This is a genomic window from Bradyrhizobium sp. USDA3010, assembly GCF_056429065.1.
On record NZ_JBWJZD010000003.1, the window covers coordinates 485865 to 505529 of the forward strand.

17 protein-coding genes and 1 pseudogene are annotated in these 19665 nt (G+C 64.4%); 9 read left to right on the top strand and 9 right to left on the bottom strand.

Translation table 11 applies throughout. The annotated features are described in order from the left end of the window. Positions 1–4 precede the first annotated feature (4 nt). The 3 genes from AC066Y_RS07865 to AC066Y_RS07875 are packed head-to-tail and all read right to left on the bottom strand — an operon-like array spanning position 5 to position 2376. Positions 5–517: a TRAP transporter small permease gene (locus tag AC066Y_RS07865; protein WP_478273361.1), complete on the bottom strand. Its 513-nt coding sequence runs from the start codon at positions 515–517 to the stop codon at positions 5–7. A 42-nt stretch (positions 518–559) separates the two neighbouring features. Beyond that, positions 560–1591 (bottom strand): TRAP transporter substrate-binding protein, encoded by a 1032-nt coding sequence (locus AC066Y_RS07870; RefSeq protein ID WP_478273362.1) that lies wholly within the window; start codon positions 1589–1591, stop codon positions 560–562. 41 nt (positions 1592–1632) lie between these two features. After that, positions 1633–2376: a GntR family transcriptional regulator gene (locus AC066Y_RS07875; protein ID WP_478273363.1), complete on the bottom strand. Its 744-nt coding sequence runs from the start codon at positions 2374–2376 to the stop codon at positions 1633–1635. A gap of 67 nt (positions 2377–2443) precedes the next feature. On the opposite strand from AC066Y_RS07875, the gene AC066Y_RS07880 reads away from it, so the two are divergent. Beyond that, positions 2444–3250 carry an SDR family NAD(P)-dependent oxidoreductase gene (locus AC066Y_RS07880; protein ID WP_478273364.1) on the top strand — a complete coding sequence of 269 codons (807 nt, stop codon included), beginning with the start codon at positions 2444–2446 and terminating at the stop codon, positions 3248–3250. Here AC066Y_RS07880 and AC066Y_RS07885 read toward each other — a convergent pair. Next, positions 3247–3945 carry a molybdate ABC transporter substrate-binding protein gene (locus tag AC066Y_RS07885; RefSeq protein ID WP_478273365.1) on the bottom strand — a complete coding sequence of 233 codons (699 nt, stop codon included), beginning with the start codon at positions 3943–3945 and terminating at the stop codon, positions 3247–3249. The two genes, AC066Y_RS07880 and AC066Y_RS07885, sit on opposite strands and share 4 nt — an antisense overlap. Positions 3946–3984: 39 nt before the next feature. Next, a complete protein-coding gene (locus AC066Y_RS07890) occupies positions 3985–4935 on the bottom strand; it encodes a Bug family tripartite tricarboxylate transporter substrate binding protein (RefSeq protein WP_478273391.1) in 951 nt (316 codons plus the stop codon). A 175-nt stretch (positions 4936–5110) separates the two neighbouring features. Here AC066Y_RS07890 and AC066Y_RS07895 point away from each other — a divergent pair, with 175 nt between their 5' ends. From AC066Y_RS07895 to AC066Y_RS07905, 3 genes are all read left to right on the top strand, one after another. Further along, on the top strand, positions 5111–6181 hold the full coding sequence (locus AC066Y_RS07895) for an ABC transporter substrate-binding protein (protein ID WP_478273366.1): 1071 nt from the start codon (positions 5111–5113) through the stop codon (positions 6179–6181). A 123-nt stretch (positions 6182–6304) separates the two neighbouring features. Then, positions 6305–8404, top strand: coding sequence for a molybdopterin oxidoreductase family protein (locus AC066Y_RS07900; RefSeq protein WP_478273367.1), 2100 nt, complete (start codon positions 6305–6307; stop codon positions 8402–8404). Between the two features lie 78 nt (positions 8405–8482). Further along, entirely contained in the window at positions 8483–9262 is a 780-nt protein-coding gene (locus tag AC066Y_RS07905) for an enoyl-CoA hydratase/isomerase family protein (RefSeq protein ID WP_478273368.1), read from the top strand. A gap of 297 nt (positions 9263–9559) precedes the next feature. On the opposite strand, the gene AC066Y_RS07910 is transcribed toward AC066Y_RS07905, so the two are convergent. From AC066Y_RS07910 to AC066Y_RS07920, 3 genes are all read right to left on the bottom strand, one after another. Next, on the bottom strand, positions 9560–9988 hold the full coding sequence (locus AC066Y_RS07910) for a GlcG/HbpS family heme-binding protein (protein WP_478273369.1): 429 nt from the start codon (positions 9986–9988) through the stop codon (positions 9560–9562). Next, complete coding sequence (locus AC066Y_RS07915; protein ID WP_478273370.1) at positions 9981–12959, bottom strand: FAD-binding and (Fe-S)-binding domain-containing protein; 2979 nt, start codon at positions 12957–12959, stop codon at positions 9981–9983. The genes AC066Y_RS07910 and AC066Y_RS07915 overlap by 8 nt, the downstream gene beginning before the upstream one ends. Before the next feature lie 95 nt (positions 12960–13054). Then, positions 13055–13807, bottom strand: a complete 753-nt coding sequence (locus tag AC066Y_RS07920) for a GntR family transcriptional regulator (RefSeq protein WP_478273371.1) — start codon at positions 13805–13807, stop codon at positions 13055–13057. Positions 13808–13939: 132 nt separating this feature from the next. Between AC066Y_RS07920 and AC066Y_RS07925 the strand changes: the two genes are divergently transcribed. The 5 genes from AC066Y_RS07925 (at position 13940) to AC066Y_RS07945 (ending at position 19332) form a co-directional block, all read left to right on the top strand. Continuing rightward, complete coding sequence (locus tag AC066Y_RS07925; RefSeq protein ID WP_478273372.1) at positions 13940–15139, top strand: pyridoxal-phosphate-dependent aminotransferase family protein; 1200 nt, start codon at positions 13940–13942, stop codon at positions 15137–15139. 67 nt (positions 15140–15206) lie between these two features. Beyond that, positions 15207–16490: an MFS transporter gene (locus tag AC066Y_RS07930; RefSeq protein WP_478273373.1), complete on the top strand. Its 1284-nt coding sequence runs from the start codon at positions 15207–15209 to the stop codon at positions 16488–16490. A 129-nt stretch (positions 16491–16619) separates the two neighbouring features. Then, on the top strand, positions 16620–17015 hold the full coding sequence (locus AC066Y_RS07935; RefSeq protein ID WP_478273374.1) for a GFA family protein: 396 nt from the start codon (positions 16620–16622) through the stop codon (positions 17013–17015). A 276-nt stretch (positions 17016–17291) separates the two neighbouring features. After that, entirely contained in the window at positions 17292–18488 is a 1197-nt protein-coding gene (locus tag AC066Y_RS07940) for a pyridoxal-phosphate-dependent aminotransferase family protein (protein ID WP_478273375.1), read from the top strand. Between the two features lie 46 nt (positions 18489–18534). After that, positions 18535–19332 (top strand): enoyl-CoA hydratase/isomerase family protein, encoded by a 798-nt coding sequence (locus AC066Y_RS07945; protein ID WP_478273376.1) that lies wholly within the window; start codon positions 18535–18537, stop codon positions 19330–19332. A 209-nt stretch (positions 19333–19541) separates the two neighbouring features. Here AC066Y_RS07945 and AC066Y_RS07950 read toward each other — a convergent pair. Then, positions 19542–19665: pseudogene (locus AC066Y_RS07950) on the bottom strand (IS481 family transposase); the annotation flags it as partial.

Below are 19665 nucleotides of genomic sequence, written 5' to 3' on the forward strand. Positions count from 1 at the left end.
GCGATCAGTCGGCGGAAAGGTCGCGGTGTGGTGCGATCGGATCGGGTGGCGCACCCAGGAAAATCCGCTCGATGATGAACAGGAGCAGACAGGCGCCGCCGATCGGAATCGGAAGATAGGTGACGCCGACCGAAAGCGACGGGAAATCGGCGATCGTGTTGTACCAGGTCACCTCGACGAGCCGAGCGCCCCAGATCATCATGAACAATGCGATCAGGCCCATCAGGAGCTGGACAACAAGGTCGGCGAGGTTGCGGAGTGGGGCAGGCAGCTTGTTGGCAAAATATGCGACGTTCATATGCAGATTGAGCCGATATCCGGCGGCCGCACCGATGAACGTCACCACGATGGTGAGCAGCACCGCGAGAGGTTCGGGCCAGGATGCCGCGCTGTTCAGGACATAGCGCGTGAACACTGCCCAGGGGATGACGGCTGAAATCAGGATCAGCGCGACAGAGCCCGTGATGACGCAGGCGAGATACAAATAGTCCATCGCGCGGCGATATGATCCGGCCATGTCCATTTCCTGTAAGAGGACGATTTCGCGTGTGGCGTGGTGTCAGGCAGACTGGATGCGTCCGATCATGTCCTGGTATTTCGGGCCGTATTTGTCCCAGACCGGCTTGACCGCGCTCTGGAATGGCGCCTTGTCGGCAATCTCGATGATTTCGCAGCCGGCAGCTTTCGCCTTTTCCATCGCTTGCTGCTCGTAGGTGTTCCAGAGCCCGCGCTCTTCCATCTGCGCCTCGCGGGCGAGCTTCCTGATCAGCGTCTGGTCATCGGCTGCAAGCGTGGACCAGGCGCGTTTCGAGAACACCAGCAGCTCGGGAACGATCAGGTGCTCGGTGAGCGAAAAGTGCTTCGCTGCGGTGTAATGATTGCTGAAGACGTAGCTCGGGGGATTGTTCTCGGCGCCGTCGATAACGCCTGTCTGCAGCGCGCTGAACACCTGATCGTAGCCCATCGCGACACCGTTGCCGCCCAGCGCGTTCATCATGTCGATGAAGATCGGATTGCCGATGACGCGGAACTTGAGGCCCTTGATGTCGGCGATCGTCTTGATCGCGTGCTTGGTGTTGTAGAGGCTGCGTGCTCCGGAATTCATCCAGCACAACGCGACCAGTCCGGCATTCGGGCTTGCCGTGATCTTGTCCAGCAGCTCCTGGCCGATCGGGCCGTCCATCATCCGCTCGGCATGCGCCATGTTCTTGAACAGGAAGGGCATGTTGACGACGTTGATGTCATCGACGATCGGGCCGATCGAGCCGGCGCTGACGCGCAGCATCTGGATCGCGCCGATCTGGGTCTGCTCGATGGTTTCCTTCTCGCCGCCGAGCTGCATCGAGGGGAACATCTGCAGCGACAGGCGGCCGTTGGTCGCCGCCGCCAGCTTCTTGCCGAGGTTTTCCGTCGCGACCACGGTTGGATAGCCGGGCGGCTGGACGTCCGACGCCTTGAAGGCCGCTTTCGACTGGGCGAGGACCGTCTGCACCGAGGTCGCAACGACCGCGCCAAGGCCGGCGCCGATCTTGATGACGTCGCGACGGTTGAGCCCGGCACCGCGGTGCTGCGATCGATCTATACGGTTCATGTCATTCCTCCCAAAAATGCCTGGCCGGAGTCCGGCCGCGGTCATGCCGGCTGGCTTTGCTCGTCGAAGAACTGCGGATTGTTGTGCTGGGTGGCCGAGATGTCGGCCAGTAGCCGTTCGAGATGTCTGGCCATCGCGGCTCCGGCGGATGCCGGGTCGCGCGCCTCGATCGCAGCCATCACGGCCTCATGCTCGGCGATGACTTCGGCCATCCGTCCACGCTGCGGCAGGGTGAGCCACCGGAAGCGGTCCACGTGAACCTTGACCTGCAGGATCAGCTTCCAGATGCCGGGATGTCCGGCAATGTCGGCGATGGCGGCGTGAAAGGCCTCGTCAGCCTGATGGAATGCTTCGCGATCGGCGGCCATCTCGGCCTCGCGTTGGCGTTCGAGGATCGCGTGCAGGCCGAGGATCTGGCTGGCGCTGGCGCGCTCGGTTGCCATGCGGGTCGTGGTTTCCTCCAGCGACCTGCGGACGATAATCGCCTCCGGAAGTGCGGCGAGCGGGATGCGCGACACGAAGATGCCGGACTGCGGGAATATCTCGACCAGGCCCTCGTCCGACAGGCGCAGGATGGCTTCCCGCACCGGTGTCCGGCTGACGCCATATGCGCGCGCGATCTCGGCCTCGATGATCGGATCGCCAGGCCTGCGCTGCAACGCGACGAGTTCAGCGCGCAGCTCGGCATAGATCCGCGCCGCCGCAGTTGCGGTCCGCGGACGACCGGTCCGCCGGTGGCCGGCGAGGTTGCGGAGCTCCGACTTTTTCGGCGAGCGGGCGGGCATTCTTGCTCCCAATTGATATATTAGTATATGAAGTCGCAGTGGAAGGCAAACGAGTATCGGAGGTCACATGACCGACTACCGCAAGCTATTCGATCTCACCGGCAAGACCGCCGTGGTGCTGGGCGCCGCCTCGGGCATCGGCAAATCCTCGGCTGAAGCGCTGGCCTCGCTCGGCGCACGCGTGCTGTGTGCTGATCGCACGCTGGAGGGCGCGGATGCGACCGCCGCGGCAATCCGCGAGCAGGGCGGAGCGGCAACGGCCGCAGGTTGCGACGCCGCCGACCATGCGGGCGTCGAGGCGCTGGCGGCGAAGGCGCTCGCGGAGTTTCAGCGCGTCGACATCGCGGTCACCACGCCGGGGCTGAATATCCGCAAGACCATCCTCGACTACACCGACGAGGACCTCGATCGCGTCATCAACCTCAACATCAAGGGCACGCTGTGGTTCTTCCAGGCGTTCGGCCGCATCATGGTCGAGCAACAGGGCGGCAGCCTGATTGCCTGCTCCTCGGTGCGCGCGGTGACGATCGAGCCGGGGCTTGCAGTCTATGGTTCGACCAAGGCGGCGATCGGGCTGTTAGTGAAGGGCTTCGCGTCCGAGGTCGGGCGGTCCGGCGTCCGCGTCAACGCCATTGCGCCGAGCATCGCGGAGACCGCGTTGACCGGCCCGTTCAAGCAGCGGCCCGACATCTACAGTCTCTATGCCGGCCACACCGTCTTCAATCGCTGGAGCAGCGCCGACGAGGTTGCCACCGCCGTCGCTTACCTTGCATCTGATGCGGCGAGCTATGTCAGCGGTAGCACGCTGTTCGTCGACGGCGGCTGGACAGCGGTCGATGGACCGCCGACGGGTCTCACGCAACTGGCGCGCTAGGAGACAAAGCCCGCATTGCTGCGTAGCTCTGACGTATCTGACGACGTCAGCAGTGCGATCAGGCGCTGCGCCTGCGATCCAGCCGATGCCTGCGTCGCAACGGCAGCCGTATACATGGTTGCGAGCACGCATCCTGGCGGCAAGGTGCCCGATAGCACGACGCCCTGCGTGCTGATGATCTCGGTGGATTGCGTGCAACCGATCGGCCGCCGGTCACTCGACCCGGCCAGATGCCGCATGGCCGTCGCGCCGTTCGGATAGATTCTCAGCCGGTCGGCAACGACGTCGGCGATATCGAGTTGCGCCAGCAGCCTGGCGACATGAATTCCGGCGGTTGATGCCTTGGTATCGGGCACGAAGATCGCGTCCGCGGCGAGCAACACCGCGCGCAGGCTGGCGGCGTCCTCCGCGCTCGCCGGCGGGTCGCCAGCGCGGACGGCGAGGGCGGTTTCAACGCGGCCGATGTCGGCGATCGAACTGCGCAAAACCAGCCCTTCGTCGGCAAGCTTCGCGATCAGCGCAGCGGTGAGGATGACGATGTCGGTCGGAACGCCGGCACGCAATCTGTCGGCCATGACGCCGACCGCGCCAAAATCACCGGCAATGCCGAGGCCGGTTTCGGCTTCAAACGCTGGCGCAATGCTGCGTACCAGGCCCTGCGCTGCGCCGCCGCTCAGGATGTTCAACGTCTTCATTTGCACCTGTTCTGTCACCACCGCTTGGCCGCTACGTGCCTATTCGGCCTTGTCCAGTCTTTTGACGACGTCTGCCCACTTCACGATATCGGCGCGCAGAAATTTGTCGAAGGCTTCCGGCGTCATGGTCATCGGCACCGCGCCTTGGTCGGCCCAAAACTTCTCGACCTCCGGCCGCCTGACCGCGGCATTCACGGCCGTGTTGAGTTTCTCGATGATCGGCTTCGGCGTACCCGCTGGTGCCATCAGGCCGAGCCAGATCGTCGCTTCATAACCGGAAACGCCCGCCTCGGTCACGGTCGGAACGTTTGATAGCACCGCGGAACGGAACTTGCCGGTTGTTGCGAGCGCGCGGACGTGGTTTTCGGCAACATTCGGTGCCATCGCCGGAACGGCGTCGATCATCATCTGGACCTGGCCGCCGATGACGCCGCTGCGGGCCTCACCACTGTTGCGGTAGGGCACATGCACGATGTTGATTCCGGCCATGGCTTTGAACAACTCGCCTGCCATGTGATACGGCGTCCCCTGACCCGACGAGGCGTAGTTCAGCCTTCCGGGCTCTGCCTTTGCAAGGGCGATGAATTCCTGCAGCGTCCTGGCCGGCACGGCGGGGTGGACCACGATCACCAGATCCGAAGTGTTCAGCGATGCGATCGGCGTCAGGTCGCGCATCAGCTCATATTTGCGCTGAGGCACCAGCGATTCATTGGCGGTCTGGGTGTTCGACATCATCAGAAGGGTGTAGCCATCGGCCGGCGCCTTCGCGACCTCGAGCGTGCCGATCACACCGCCGGCGCCGGTGCGGTTCTCCGCCACGAAGGGCTGGCCGAGATTTTCCTGCAAGATGCTGCCGATCTGGCGCGCGACGACGTCGGCCGGACCGCCGGGACCAAAGGGCACGATGATCCTGACCGGCCGCGCCGGGTAGTCCTCGGCGTCCGCATGTGAGCCCGACATCGACACGGTAAGCAATGCCGCGACACACATCACGGCGTACCGAAAGTCCGCCATTGATCGTCTCCCCCAACTTTAGTCTTCTTTCTTGGCCAGAAGTCTAGCTGCAACCTGAAGCACCTGTCGACGACAGACATCGTCTTCGCGCATCGGAATAGGAGCGGGAGGACGGTGTACTCAAACTTCGCCATCGCGTGCGGGGAATCAAATGGGGAAACATCCTGGGCTATCGCGCCGCGATCTGCTGAAGGGCGCCAGTACCGTGCTGGCGGGGACCGCCTTTTCAACGCGCGTGATCGCCGCCGCACCGGCTGCGGAACCGGTGACGCCGACCTTGATCGAGGCGGCGAAGAAAGAGGGCCAGGTCGTCTATTACACTTCGACCGATCTGCCGGTCGCGGAGAAATTGGCGAAAGCGTTCGAGGCAAAATATGCCGGGATTACCGTGCGTGTCGAACGCACCGGCGCGGAGCGCGTGTTCCAGCGCGTCGGCCAGGAATACGCCAGCAACATTCACGCGGCCGATGTCGTCAATTCTTCCGACGCCGCGCATTTCATCGTGTGGAAGCGCGACGGCATTCTGGCGTCCTACGTGCCGGAGGAGGTCGCGAAATACTATCCGGACGAGCATCGCGATGCGGACGGGCAGTTCGCAAGCTTCCGGGTCTGGCTTTCGATCATTGCCTACAACACCAATCTCGTGAAGGCTGAGGATGCGCCGAAGAGCTTCGCCGATCTGCTCGATCCGAAATGGAAGGGCAAGATCGTCAAGGGGCATCCCGGCTATAGCGGCACCATCATGACCGCGACCTATCAGATGCAGCGCGACCTCGGCTGGAGCTTCTTCGAGAGGCTCGCAAAGCAGAACATCATGCAGGTGCAGTCCTCGACCGATCCACCGAAGAAACTCGATCTCGGCGAGCGCGCTGTCATGGCCGACGGCAACGAGTACAACATCTTTCAGCTGAAGGAGATGGGCCGCCCGGTCGAGCCGGTCTACGCCACCGAGGGGTCGCCGATCATTGTTGGCCCGAATGGGATCTTCAAGGATTGCCCGCATCCGAATGCGGCAAAGCTGTTCCAGTCGTTCGCGCTCGGACGCGAGGGGCAGCAGCTCAACGTCGAGATCGGCGGCCTCAGGTCGGTCCACGCGCAGGCCCAGGAGAAGGCCGGGCGCACGCCGTTGAAGGACATCAAGACGATGAAGGACGACCCGGCGGCGGTGGAGAGGGAAGGAGAATCGATCAAATCGCACTACACCCGGATCTTCCGCGTTTGACGGACGGAGTGGATCGGTAGCAGAGCATTTCGGCGTTTGCTGCATGGCTTATGCGCGGTTTTCGCCCGGACTGGGTCAATAATGCCCCTCGGCGAAGCGGATATTTGATGTTACCAATTTGGCATGAACCAGCATGCCAAGGTCGACATCCGCCATTCCACCTGTCCGCACGACTGCCCCTCGGCATGTGCGCTCGACGTCGAAGTGATCGAGGGCCGCTCGATCGGCCGGGTGCGCGGCTCCAAACAGCAGACCTATACGGCCGGCGTGGTCTGCGCCAAGGTCGCGCGCTATGCCGAGCGGATTCACCATGCCGAACGGCTGATGCATCCGCTGCGCCGGACCGGCCCGAAGGGCTCCGGCCAATTCGCGCGGATTTCCTGGGACGAGGCGCTGGACGAGATCGCGGCGCGATTCGACGCGGCCGAGCGGGAATTCGGCGCCGAGTCGGTCTGGCCCTACTACTACGCCGGCACCATGGGGCTCGTGATGCGCGACGGGCTCAACCGGCTGTCGCATGTGAAGAAATACTCGCGCTTCTACGGCACGATCTGCTCGACCATCGCGCGCATCGGCTTCGCCGCCGGAACCGGCAAGATCGCCGGCGTCGATCCGCGCGAGATGGGCGTCTCTGATCTCGTGGTGATCTGGGGCACCAATCCGGTGAACACCCAGGTCAACGTGATGACACATGCATCGCGCGCGCGGAAGGAGCGCGGCGCCAAGATTGCGGCGGTCGACGTTTACAACAACGAGACCATGAAGCAGGCCGACATCAAGATCCTGCTGCGGCCGGGAACCGATGGCGCCTTCGCCTGTGCCGTGATGCATGTGCTGTTCCGCGAGGGACTTGCCGATCGCGACTATCTCGCGCGCTATACCGATTGCCCCGGCGAGCTGGAAGCGCACCTGAGGACCCGCACGCCGGAATGGGCATCAGCGATCTCGGGCGTGCCGGTCGAGGAGATCGAGGCGTTCGCGCGGCTGGTCGGACAAACCAAGCGCTCGTTCTTCCGTCTTGGCTACGGGTTCACCCGCAGCCGCAACGGCGCCGCGCAGATGCACGCCGCGCTGTGCATTCCCGCGGTGACCGGCGCCTGGCAACATGAGGGCGGCGGCGCGTTCTTCAACAATGCCGGCATCTGGCGCTTCGACGAGTCGATCATCGAAGGCCACGACGCGATCGATCCCACCACGCGGGTGCTCGACCAGTCGAAGATCGGCCGCATCCTGACCGGCGATTCCGAGGCGCTGCGCGGCGGCGGGCCGGTCAAGGCGATGCTGATCCAGAACACCAATCCGATGACGGTGGCGCCCGAGCAGGCGCTGGTGCGCCAGGGATTTGCCCGCGAGGATCTGTTCGTCGCGGTGCATGAGCAGTTCATGACCGAGACGGCCCAGATGGCCGATATCGTGCTGCCGGCGACGATGTTCATGGAGCACGACGACCTTTATTATGGCGGCGGCCATCAGCACATCTCGGTCGGCCCGAAGCTGATCGATCCGCCTGGCGAGTGCCGCTCCAACCACGAGGTGCTGCAGGGGCTCGGCCGCAGGCTCAATGCCGTACATCCCGGTTTCGACATGACGCCGCGCCAGCTGATAGACGCAACTTTGAAGAAAAGCGGGCACGGCGATATCGAGACGCTGGAAGCCGATATTTGGCGCGACCTGCAGCCGGATTTCCGCACCTCGCATTATCTCGACGGCTTCGCCCATGCCGACAAGAAGTTCCACTTCAAGGTCGATTGGGGCAAGGTGCCGGTCGGGGCAGGCGGGCTGATGGGCGCGTGGGACAAGATGCCTTCGCTGCCCGACCACTGGACCATCATCGAGGAGGCGGACGCGCAGCATCCGTTCCGGCTCGCGACGTCACCGTCGCGCAGCTTCCTCAACACCAGCTTCAACGAAACGCCGTCGTCGCAGGCCCGCGAGGGCGCGCCGACCGTGATGATCCACCCCGATGATGCGGCCGCGCTGTCGATCGCCGACGGCGAGGCCGTGACGCTCGGCAACATGCGCGGCGAGACCACGCTGACCGCAAGACTGTTCGACGGCGTTCGCCGCGGCGTGCTGATCGCCGAGTCGATCCATCCGAACAAGTCCCACATCGGCGGGCGCGGCATCAACATGCTGACCGGGGCGGAGGCTGTCGCACCGCTTGGCGGCGCCGCGTTCCACGACAACAAGGTCTGGATCAGGAAGGCGTCCGCCGCCGCTTAAATCCTGCTTGCAGTCGGCGCCGATCCTGCCGCAAATGTGCGCTGACACCAGCGTACAGGCAAGAAGCAGGCGGGAAACATGACCGACAACAGCGTTCTCTTGGAAAAGCGCGGGCAGGCGTTCTGGATCACCATCAACCGCCCGGACAAGCGCAACGCGCTCAATGCCGGTGTGATCGCGGGCATCGCCAGGGGCTATCGCGAGGCGCATGACGACAAGGACGTGCGCGTCATCGTGCTGACGGGCGCGGGCGACAAGGCGTTCTGCGCCGGCGCCGATCTGCAGAACAGCGGCGCGGCGTTCTCGATGGATTTCTCGCGTCCCAATGTCGACTACGCCGATTTGTTGCGGCTGTCGCAGAACGCGACCAAACCCGCGATCGCGCGGGTCGGCGGCGTCTGCATGGCCGGCGGCATGGGGCTGCTGTGCATGACCGACATGGCGGTGGCCGGCGATCAGGTGATCTTCGGTCTGCCCGAGGTGAAGGTCGGCGTGTTTCCGATGCAGGTGCTGAGCCTGCTGCAGTCGATCGCTCCGCCGCGCCTCGTCAACGAATGGGCGCTGACCGGCGAGCCGTTCGACGCCAAGACGGCGCAGGCCGCGGGTCTTCTCAACTACGTCGTGCCGGCGGCCGAGCTCGATGCCAAGGTCGATTGGCTGATCGGCCGCATCGTCGACAAGTCACCGACGGCGATCCGTCGCGGCAAATACGCCATGCGGGCGATCGCGTCGATGTCGTTCGACGAAAGCATCGCCTACACCGAGAGCCAGATCGCGCTGCTCGCGATGACCGAGGATGCCAAGGAAGGCCTCAAGGCCTTCGGCGAGAAGCGCAAGCCGACCTGGACTGGACGCTGAGGCATCACTGGGCCGCTTCGCTTCGCTCCCGTCCGGCCGCTGCAGGCGCGGACCATCAAAATATCGAAAACAACCCCATGCAAAGGGGCCGCGGGCGGTCCGCGTTCGACTAGGCAGCTTGACACGTCGGGCAACTCAGGGGTATATTTCTAATATTCCGAAATCGTGCATCCCCTCGCTCGCCCTGTCGCGTGTTGGAGCGTTTTCGAGCGAAGTGGACACCGGTTCGCGTGAAGAAAACGCGTCAAAACAAGAACCTAGAGCTTCGGTTCTGATTCAATCAGAACCGAAAATGCTCTAGCCCGCGTTGGCCTTCAGGCCGGCGGCTTCGATGCCGGCCACGGCGCAGATCTCGTCATTGTCCGAGGTGTCGCCGCTGACGCCGACGGCGCCGAGCAGGGTCGCGCCGTCCATGATCAGCACGCCGCCGGGGACCGGCACCAGCCGGCCCTGCGCCAGCGTGTTCACGGAATCGATGAAATAGGCCTGCTCCTGCGCGCGCTGAAACAGCGCCCGCGATCCCATGCCCAGCGCCAGCGCGCCATAGGCCTTGCCGTGGGCGATCTCGGCCCGCATCAGGCTGGTGCCGTCCTGCGCGGCCGTCACCTTCACCGCGCCGCGCGCGTCGAGGATGGTCACCACCAGCGGCTTCAGCTTCTTCTCGACGCCCTTGGCGAGTGCGGCATCCAGAATCGTGCGGGCAGTATCGAGAGTGAGCTCAGCCATGGGCCTTGTCCTTTGTCGGCAATGATTGGTCGGAATTCGATTTCGCACGTTTCAGGCTCATCGCCAATACGCTGGCGACATGCAGCGGCGTGCGTCCGCTGCCGTCCTTGATCTGGTGCCGGCAGGAGGTGCCGTCGGCCACGATCAGCGTATCCTGATCCGCGCTGCGGACTGCCGGCAGCAGCGACAGCTCGGCCATCTCGATCGAGGCCTGATAAGTGTCCGCGCCGTAGCCGAACGCGCCGGCCATGCCGCAGCAGCTTGATTCAATGGTCTCAACCTCAAGGCCGGGCACCAGGCGCAGCACCTTCTCCACGGGCTTGAACGCGCCGAAGGACTTTTGGTGGCAATGACCGTGCACGACGGCCTTGCCGGCGACGGCGCCGAGCGGCAGGGCGAGGCGCCCGGCCTCGGCCTCGCGCACCAGGAATTCCTCGAACAGCAGGGCGTGCGCGCTGACGGTCTTCGCGGCATCGTCCGAACGCAGCGACAGCAGCTCGTCGCGCAGGGTCAGCAGGCAGCTCGGCTCGAGGCCAATGATCGGCACGCCGCGCGCCGCGAACGGCGCGTAGGTCGCAACCAGCCGGTTGAGCTCGGCACGCGCCTGCTCAACCAGTCCAGCCGACAGGAACGTCCGCCCGCAGCACGGCGGGCGGGCGCTGTCCAATGGCTTCGGCAGATGCACGCGATAGCCGCCGGCGACCAGGACCTCGATCGCGGCGTCGAGATTCTCGCGCTCATAGCCGCGGTTGAACGTATCGGCGAACAGCACCACCTCTCGTCCGTCCGGCGGGCCCATCACCTCGGCGTCGGGCCGGAAGGTGTCGCGGCGAAACGCCGGCAGCGCGCGCTTGGCGCTGATCCCGGCGAGTGTCTCGAACAGGGCGCGCAACAGCGGGCTGCGGTTGCGCCAGTTCGCGATCGGCGCGAAGCGCGAGGCGAGATCGACATAGCGCGGCAGGTAGCCGACCAGCCGGTCACGCAGCGACAGGCCGTGCGTCGCGGCGCGCGCAGCCAGCACCTCGATCTTCATCTTGGCCATGTCGACGCCGGTCGGGCATTCATGGCGGCACGCCTTGCAGGAGACGCAGAGTTTCAGCGTGTCCATCATCTCGTCGGAGGCGAGCGCGTCCGCACCCAACTGGCCCGAGATCGCCAGCCGTAGCGTATTGGCGCGGCCGCGGGTGACGTCCTTCTCGTTGCGCGTCGCCCGATAGGACGGGCACATCACGCCGCCCTCGAGCTTGCGGCAGGCGCCGTTGTTGTTGCACATCTCGACGGCGCCCTGGAAACCGCCGCCGGCGCCGGGATAGGCCGACCAGTCCAGCGCCGTCTTCAATTCGCCGACGCGATACTCCGGCGAATAGCGAAACAGCGAGCGATCGTCCATTTTAGGCGGATCGACGATCTTGCCCGGGTTTAGCGTATTGTCCGGATCGAAGCGCTGCTTGACCTCGCGGAAATCGGCGACGATGCGCGCGCCGAACATCGTCACGTGGAATTCCGAGCGCACCAGGCCGTCGCCGTGCTCCCCGGAATGCGAACCCTTGTACTCGCGCACCATCGCGAAGGCTTCCTCGGCGATGGCGCGCATTGCCTTGACGTCCTTCTCGAGCTTGAGATTGAGCACCGGGCGCACATGCAGGCAGCCCTCGGAGGCATGCGCATACATCGTGCCGCGCGTGCCGTGTTTGGCGAACACCGCATTGAGCCGTTCGGTGTAGTCGGCAAGATGCGGCAGCGGCACCGCGCAATCCTCCACGAACGAGACCGGCTTGCCCTCCTGCTTCATCGACATCATGACGTTGAGCCCGGCGGCGCGGAAATCGGCGATGCCGGATTGCAGGGCGGGCTCGACGATCTCGACCACGCCGCCCCATTTGCGCTGCGGCTTGTCCCAGCCGAAGCCGAGGTCGCCCATCAGCTCGCCGAGCTGCTTCAGGCGGGCGAGGTTGTCGGCCTGATCTTCCTCGGCGAACTCGACCACCAGGATGGCGTCGGGATCGCCGCGCACAGCTGCGGAGATGATCGGCTGAAACATCGCGATCTCGCGGCCGAGCGCGATCATGGTGCGATCGACCAGCTCCACTGCGATCGGCCGCAGCTTCACCAGATGCTGGGCCGCATCCATCGCCTCGTAGAAGCTGCCGAAATGGCAGACGCCGAGCGCCTTGTTGCGGATCACAGGCCACAGCTTGAGCTCGACCTGCGTCGTGAAGGCGAGCGTGCCCTCCGAGCCGACGAGGAGATGCGCCATGTTGTTCGGCGCATTGCGCGGCACCAACGCGTCGAGGTTATAACCGCCGACGCGGCGCTGCACCTTGGGGAATTTGTCCGCGATCTCGGCCGCCTCGCGCTCGCCGAGATCGAGCATGTCGCGGAACAGCTTCGATCCGCTGTCGGACGCATTGATCCGCGTCAGGTCGCGCGGCACCTCGCCGAAATGCAGCAGCTTGCCGTCGGCGAGCGCTGCATCCATCGACAGCGTATTGTCCCGCATGGTGCCGTAGCGCAGCGAGCGGCCGCCGCAGGAGTTGTTGCCGGCCATGCCGCCGATGGTGGCGCGCGACGCGGTCGAGACGTCGACCGGAAACCACAGCCCGTGTTTCTTCAGCTGACGGTTGAGATCGTCGAGCACGATGCCGGGCTCGACCACGCAAGTCCGGTTCTCGACGTCGAGCGAGAGGATCCGGTTCAGGTGCTTGGAGAGGTCGACCAGGATGCCGTCATTGACGGTCTGGCCGCATTGCGAGGTGCCGCCGCCGCGCGGGGTCACGATCCGCCCGCCGTCGCGGACGATCGCAAGCGTGCGCAGCGCCTCGTCGACGGTGCGCGGCACCACCACGCCGGCCGGCATGATCTGGTAGAACGAGGCGTCGGTCGCGTAGCGGCCGCGGTTGAAGGCATCGAAAAACACGTCGCCGGTCAGGTCGGACCGCAGGCGCTGTTCGAGCGATGAGGCGTTCTTCATCCCAGATCCGATGTGATCCGCGGCGCAACCCATATTGCCCGGGGATTATTCATTCGATTGAGCCGAGAATTACATTATGAATGCAAAATGAGCAACTAGCTGCCTTGAGGCGTTGCCTCTTGGCCGCTGTCCGGTCCCTCGGCGAGGTGCTCGATGGCAGCGCTCCGCTTGTTGCGCAGATGTCCGAACAGGATGTCGCTGAGCTCGCTTCCAGCGCGGCGGCGCAGCGCATCGAGGATCGCCTCGTGCTCCCGCATCGCCTCGGCCCAGCGTTGCCGCTTGCGGGCGAAATTGGCGGAGTAGCGCACGCGGCGGATCCGGCCTGCGAAGTTGGCGTAGGTGGTCTTCAGCGTCTCGTTGCGCGCAGCCGCGACGATGCTCTCGTGGATCTGCTGGTTGGTCTGGAAATAGCCGTGCATGTCGCGGTGCAGATAGTGACCGTACATCTCGTAGTGCAGTCGCTCGATCGCCGCGATTTCCTCGTCCGTGATGTTCTCGCATGCCAGCCGTCCGGCCAGGCTCTCCAGTCCGGCCATGACGTCGAACAGTTCCTCGAGGTCGCGCTGGCTGAGCTGGCGCACCCGCGCGCCGCGATTGGGCAAGAGCTCGATCAGGCCTTCGGCGGCCAGCACCTTGAGCGCCTCGCGCAGCGGCGTCCTGGAGATCCCCAGCATTTCGCACAGCTGGCGTTCCGGAACGCGCCCGCCCTCCGGAATGTTGCCTTCCACCACATAGTCGCGGAGCCGCAGCAGGATCTCGCCGTGAAGCGAGACCTCCTGGCGGTCGCTGCCGTTGCCGGCGGCGGGCTGGGTGATCGGAACCCCGGTCTCGGGAATCGCAGATTTCATATTCTGAACAATAATTTGCCGGCGCGGTCGCGTCGATCCCCACAATCGAATACCAGAATTGGATTGAAAATACAAAAAATGAATGCAAAATGGTTGGCCAAGGAGCCGAAATCCGGCGATTGGGAGGTTCTCATGCATCAAGGACGCCATTTTCTACAGATTCCAGGGCCGAGCCCCGTGCCGGATCGCATTCTTCGCGCGATGGACATGCCGGTCATCGACCACCGGAGCGCGGAGTTTGCCGAGCTTGGCCGCACCGTGCTCGAGGGAAGCGGCAAGATCTTCCAGACCGCAGGCCCGGTGGTGATCTTCCCGTCGTCGGGCACCGGCGCCTGGGAAGCCGCGATCGTCAACACGCTGTCGCCCGGCGACAAGGTTTTGATGGTCGAGACCGGCCACTTCGCCACGTTGTGGCGGCAGCTGGCCGGCCGTTTCGGCATCGAGGTCGACTTCATTGCCGGCGATTGGCGGCGCGGCGCCGATCCTGCGTTGATCGAAGCAAGGCTTGCCGCCGACACCGCGCACAGCATCAAGGCGGTGATGGTCGTCCACAACGAGACCTCGACCGGCGCGACCAGCCGGATCGCCGACATTCGTGCCGCCATCGACCGCACCGCGCATCCGGCGCTGCTGATGGTCGACACCATTTCCTCGCTCGGCTCGGTCGATTACCGGCATGACGAGTGGAAGGTCGATGTCAGCGTCAGCTGCTCGCAGAAGGGTTTTATGCTGCCGCCCGGCCTCGGCTTCAACGCCATTTCGGACAAGGCCCGCGCCGCGTCGCGCACCAACAAGATGCCGCGCTCCTATTTCGATTGGGAGGAGATGCTGAAGCCGAACGCCAAGGGCTTCTTCCCCTATACGCCGGCGACGAACCTGCTTTACGGGCTGCGCGAGGCGATCGCGATGCTGCTGGAAGAGGGGCTCGACAACGTATTCGCCCGCCATCGGCGGCTCGCCGCCGCGACGCGCGCGGCCGTCAACCAATGGGGCCTCGAGAATCTCTGCCAGGAGCCTTCGGAGTTCTCGCCGGTGCTGACCGCGGTGATGATGCCGCCGGGCCATGATGCCGATCAGTTCCGCAAGGCGGTGCTCGACAATTTCAACATGTCGCTCGGTGCCGGCCTGTCGAAGGTCGCCGGCAAGGTGTTCCGCATCGGTCATCTCGGCGAGTGCAATGAGCTGACGCTGCTGGGCGCGCTCACCGGCGTTGAGATGGGGCTGTCGGTTGCTGGCGTGCCGCACCGCTCGGGCGGCGTCGAGGCGGCGATGCGGCTGCTCGAGCAGCGCGATCAACGCAACGCGTCGCATCTGAAGGTGGTCAGCACCTAAGCGCCGACCGACGGCATCCCGCACGCCAACGGCTCAGAAAAATCGCGGATCAGGGAAGGGGAGGGATATGAGGCTTCGGTTCAAGGCCACCCATGTCGTGTTGGCCATGCTCTGCGTGATGTATTTCATCACCTATGTCGACCGCGTCAACATCGGCACCGCAGCCAGCGAGATCCAGAAGGAGCTTGGTCTGTCCAACACCGAGCTCGGCCTGGTGTTCTCGGCCTTCGCCTATCCGTATCTGCTGTTCCAGGTGATCGGCGGCTGGGTCGGCGATCGCTTCGGGCCACGCCAGACCTTGTTCTGGTGCGGCATGATCTGGGCTGCGGCGACCATCATGACCGGCTTCGTCCATGGTCTCGCGGCGCTGTTCATCGCGCGCTTCGCGCTCGGGTTCGGCGAAGGCGCGACGTTCCCGACCGCGACGCGCGCCATGCAGTACTGGACGCCCGCGAACCGCCGCGGCTTTGCGCAGGGGCTGACACACGCGTTCGCGCGGCTCGGCAACGCGGTGACCCCGCCGGTGGTCGCGCTCCTGATCCTCTGGCTGACATGGCGCGGTGCATTCGTGGTGCTCGGCGTCGTCAGTCTGATCTGGGGTGTTGCGTGGATCTGGTACTTCCGCAACGAGCCCAGGGACCACGGCTCCATCACGGAGGCCGAGCTTGCGACGTTGCCGCCGCGCCCGCAGGGCGAGCGGCCGAAGGTGCCGTGGGGGCCGCTGTTGCAGCGGATGTGGCCGGTGACGCTGACGTATTTCTGCTACGGCTGGTGCCTGTGGCTCTACCTCAACTGGCTGCCGCTTTTCTTCAAGAACAACTACAGCCTCGATCTGAAGAACTCGGCGCTGTTCGCATCCGGCGTGTTCTTTGCCGGCGTGGTCGGCGACAGTATCGGCGGCGTCATCTCTGATCGCATCCTCGAGCGCACAGGCAATGTGCGGCTGGCGCGGCTCAGCGTGACGATCGTGGGATTCGCCGGCGCGCTGCTCTCGCTGATGCCGATCCTGTTCGTTCACGACATCACGGTGGTCGCGCTCTGCCTGTCGGCCGGCTTCTTCTGCGCCGAACTGGTGATCGGCCCGATGTGGTCGATCCCGATGGACATCGCGGCGAAATATTCCGGCACCGCCGCGGGGATCATGAACAGCGGCTCGGCGTTCGCGGCGATCGTCTCGCCGCTGGTCGCCGGTTTCGTCATCGACGCCACCGGAAACTGGTACCTGCCGTTCCTGATGTCGATGGGCCTGCTGCTGCTTGGTGGTTTCTCGGCGTTCCTGATGCATCCCGAGCGCCCGTTCGAGGAGGCCGGCGGGTTGGCCGCGCCGCGAAAGGTGGTGGCCGCCGAATGAGTGGATGAAGGTGTCGGCATGGCGCTCCCGGATATGCATGACTGCCCCTCGCCGGGCGGAGGACAAACCCGGCGAGAATGATGACATGGATACAGTCTTGAAGAGAGGCTGGGAGTAGTGAGCTTGGGTATGCTTAGCGGCGGCTGCCATTGCGGTGAGATCAGGTTCGAAGTCCCCGATCAGGCGGCTTTCAGTACCGTCTGCCATTGCCACGATTGTCGGAGGCAATCTGGAGCGCCGATGCTGGCGTGGGCAATGGTCCCGAAGGCCGCGGTATTGATCCAAGGGAAGCCGAAGATCTATTCGTCTTCAGAAAGCGGCCAGCGCTCGTTCTGCCCGACGTGCGGCGCGGGGCTGTTCTTCGGCAATGGCATTCTCGACCAGATGGGCATGATGCAGGTCAGGATCGCTGCGCTCGACGATCCCAATTCGATCTCGCCCAGGGTTCAGGTGCAGACTGCCGAGCGCGTCGGATGGGTAGAGTCCGTTCACGATCTCCCGGCCTTCGAGCGCTTCCCGAGTTGAGTCGTCGGGATCGCCGGGATTTGGGCCTGTACCCATCAGGGCGGCCGGTACGGTTGGGGCGGGTCCCGCTCCAACAGGCGTGGTCCAGCATTCGTCCAGATAGCGTCGCGCCGGATCAATCCGGCCGGGTATGGCCTCGGATGCCAACTCACTGAGCCGTCTCAAGAAGAGCCAAGCCATGTGGGCCGCTATGGGCTGATATGGTTGGCTTCGATTTCCGGATAGTGATATGCGAGCGGCTCGCGAAGAGACTGAGCAAGACCGGGAAGGACGCCGATGACCGTGCACACTGGAAGGCATTTTCTGCAGATTCCGGGACCGACCAACGTGCCGGATCGGGTGCTGCGGGCGATGGACATGCCGACCATGGACCATCGCGGGGCCGAATTCGCCGAGATCGGCTTTGCCGTGCTTTCTGCGATGCAGCGTGTGTTCCGCACCAAGCAGCCCGTGATCATCTACCCCTCGTCGGGGACCGGCGCCTGGGAAGCCGCGATCGTCAACACGCTGCGGCCGGGCGACAAGGTATTGATGTGCGAGACCGGCCAGTTCGCCGTGCTGTGGCACGGCATCGCCGACAAGTTCAAGCTCGACGTCGATTTCATTCCGGGCGACTGGCGCCATGGCGCCGACCTCGAACAGATCGAGGCCAGGCTGTCCGCCGACAAGGCGCACAAGATCAAGGCCGTCTGCGTGGTCCATAACGAGACCTCGACCGCCTGCGTCACCTATCCGCGCGACGTCCGCAAGATCCTCGACACGCTGAAGCATCCGGCGCTCTTGATGGTCGACACCATCTCCGGCCTCGGCTCGCTGGAATATGAACACGATGCCTGGGGCATCGACGTCTCGATCGCCGGCTCCCAGAAGGGGCTGATGCTGCCGCCCGGCCTCGGCTTCAACGCCGTGTCGGAGAAGGCGCTGGCCGTGGCCAAGGCCAATCCGGGGATGCGCTCCTATTGGGATTGGCAGGAGGTCATCAACATCAACAAGGCCGGCACCTGGCCGTATACGCCCGCCACCAACCTGCTGTTCGGCCTGCGCGAGGCCGTGAAGATGCTGGAGGAGGAGGGCCTCGAGAACGTGTTCGCCCGCCACAAGCGCCACAGCGAGGCGACGCGTGCCGCCATCAAGGTCTGGGGGCTGGAGACGCAGTGCCAGGAGCAGGGCGCGCATTCGCCGGCGCTGACCGCGGTGCGCGTGCCCGATGGCCACGATGCCGATTACTTCCGCAAGGTCGTGCTTGAGAATTTCGACATGTCGCTCGGCACCGGCCTCAACAAGGTCAAGGGCAAGGTGTTCCGGATCGGGCATATCGGCCACTTCAACGACCTGATGCTGATGGGCACGCTGTCCGGCGTCGAGATGGGTCTCGATCTGGCCAAGGTGCCGCATCGCAGCGGCGGTGTGGTGGCCGCGATGGAGGTCCTCAAGGGACGCGACCCATCGCAGGCATCGAAAGCCGTCGCTTGAGTAGGCTGGCCTGAAACCTTATCGCAAAGAACAGAAAGAGCGAGACATGAACGCGCCCGTCGCACCGACCGAAGACCTGATCTACTCCGTCGCGGACGGGATCGCGCGCATCACGTTCAACAGGCCGCAGGCCCGCAACGCGCTGACCTTTGCGATGTACGAGCAGATGGCCACGATCTGCGAGAACATCAATCAGGATCACTCCATCAAGGCGCTGATCCTGACCGGTGCCGGCGACAAGGCGTTCGCCTCGGGCACCGACATCTCGCAGTTCCGCGCGTTCAAGACCGCGCAGGATGCGCTGGACTACGAGGCGCGGATCGATCGCGTGCTGGGAACGCTCGAACAGTGCCGCGTGCCCGTCATCGCGGCGATCGCCGGCGCGTGCACCGGCGGCGGCGCCGGTATTGCCGCATGCTGCGACATCCGCATCGGCACCGAGGCGACCCGGATCGGCTTCCCGATCGCGCGCACGCTCGGCAACTGCCTCTCGATGTCCAACATCTCGCGGCTGGTCTCGCTGATCGGTCCGGCGCGGACCAAGGATCTGATCTTCAAGGCGCGCCTGGTCGAGGCGCCCGAAGCGCTGGCTCTCGGGCTGCTGAACGAAGTCGTCCCCGATGTGGAAACCTTGCAGCGCCGCGCCACCGAGACCGCGCAACTTGTCGCCGGCCATGCGCCGATCACGCTGGAGGTGACCAAGGAAGCGGTGCGCCGCATCCGCCGCACGCTGTCGCGCGACGAAGGCGAAGACCTGATCCTGCGCGCCTATATGAGCGAGGATTTCCGCGAGGGCATGGACGCTTTCCTCAACAAGCGCACGCCGAACTTCAAGGGCAAATAGCGGCCGCGCCAAATCACTGAGTTGCCCGACGGGTCGAGGCCCCGAGGGCGGAACGAGAAGCAAGGCTCGGGCAATTCATGTCGCGAGAATGCGACGCTATGTCCCCACCCACATCTGTCATCGCCCGGCTTGACCGGGCGACCCAGTACGCCGCGGCCTTTCGGCTCAAGCATTGGCGCCTCTCGAATACTGGATCACCCGCATGCTGTTTAGACCGGAGACATGGCTGACACCTGTTCCGACACATCACTGACAGGTTCGCCATTGGTCAAGTCGATTGATGCGACCTGCCAGCTAGCGAAGAAGATTCCGTAGTTGCCGTCGCGATCGAGC

Coding starts and splice junctions, on each gene's coding strand:
- AC066Y_RS07915 (WP_478273370.1), bottom strand. CDS start 12,959: ATGAAGAACGCCTCATCGCTCGAACAGCGCCTGCGGTCCGACCTGACC.
- AC066Y_RS07890 (WP_478273391.1), bottom strand. CDS start 4,935: ATGTGTGTCGCGGCATTGCTTACCGTGTCGATGTCGGGCTCACATGCG.
- AC066Y_RS07920 (WP_478273371.1), bottom strand. CDS start 13,807: ATGAAATCTGCGATTCCCGAGACCGGGGTTCCGATCACCCAGCCCGCC.
- AC066Y_RS07880 (WP_478273364.1), top strand. CDS start 2,444: ATGACCGACTACCGCAAGCTATTCGATCTCACCGGCAAGACCGCCGTG.
- AC066Y_RS07945 (WP_478273376.1), top strand. CDS start 18,535: ATGAACGCGCCCGTCGCACCGACCGAAGACCTGATCTACTCCGTCGCG.
- AC066Y_RS07940 (WP_478273375.1), top strand. CDS start 17,292: ATGACCGTGCACACTGGAAGGCATTTTCTGCAGATTCCGGGACCGACC.
- AC066Y_RS07910 (WP_478273369.1), bottom strand. CDS start 9,988: ATGGCTGAGCTCACTCTCGATACTGCCCGCACGATTCTGGATGCCGCA.
- AC066Y_RS07870 (WP_478273362.1), bottom strand. CDS start 1,591: ATGAACCGTATAGATCGATCGCAGCACCGCGGTGCCGGGCTCAACCGT.
- AC066Y_RS07875 (WP_478273363.1), bottom strand. CDS start 2,376: ATGCCCGCCCGCTCGCCGAAAAAGTCGGAGCTCCGCAACCTCGCCGGC.
- AC066Y_RS07900 (WP_478273367.1), top strand. CDS start 6,305: ATGAACCAGCATGCCAAGGTCGACATCCGCCATTCCACCTGTCCGCAC.
- AC066Y_RS07930 (WP_478273373.1), top strand. CDS start 15,207: ATGAGGCTTCGGTTCAAGGCCACCCATGTCGTGTTGGCCATGCTCTGC.
- AC066Y_RS07905 (WP_478273368.1), top strand. CDS start 8,483: ATGACCGACAACAGCGTTCTCTTGGAAAAGCGCGGGCAGGCGTTCTGG.
- AC066Y_RS07935 (WP_478273374.1), top strand. CDS start 16,620: ATGCTTAGCGGCGGCTGCCATTGCGGTGAGATCAGGTTCGAAGTCCCC.
- AC066Y_RS07865 (WP_478273361.1), bottom strand. CDS start 517: ATGGCCGGATCATATCGCCGCGCGATGGACTATTTGTATCTCGCCTGC.
- AC066Y_RS07885 (WP_478273365.1), bottom strand. CDS start 3,945: ATGAAGACGTTGAACATCCTGAGCGGCGGCGCAGCGCAGGGCCTGGTA.
- AC066Y_RS07895 (WP_478273366.1), top strand. CDS start 5,111: ATGGGGAAACATCCTGGGCTATCGCGCCGCGATCTGCTGAAGGGCGCC.
- AC066Y_RS07925 (WP_478273372.1), top strand. CDS start 13,940: ATGCATCAAGGACGCCATTTTCTACAGATTCCAGGGCCGAGCCCCGTG.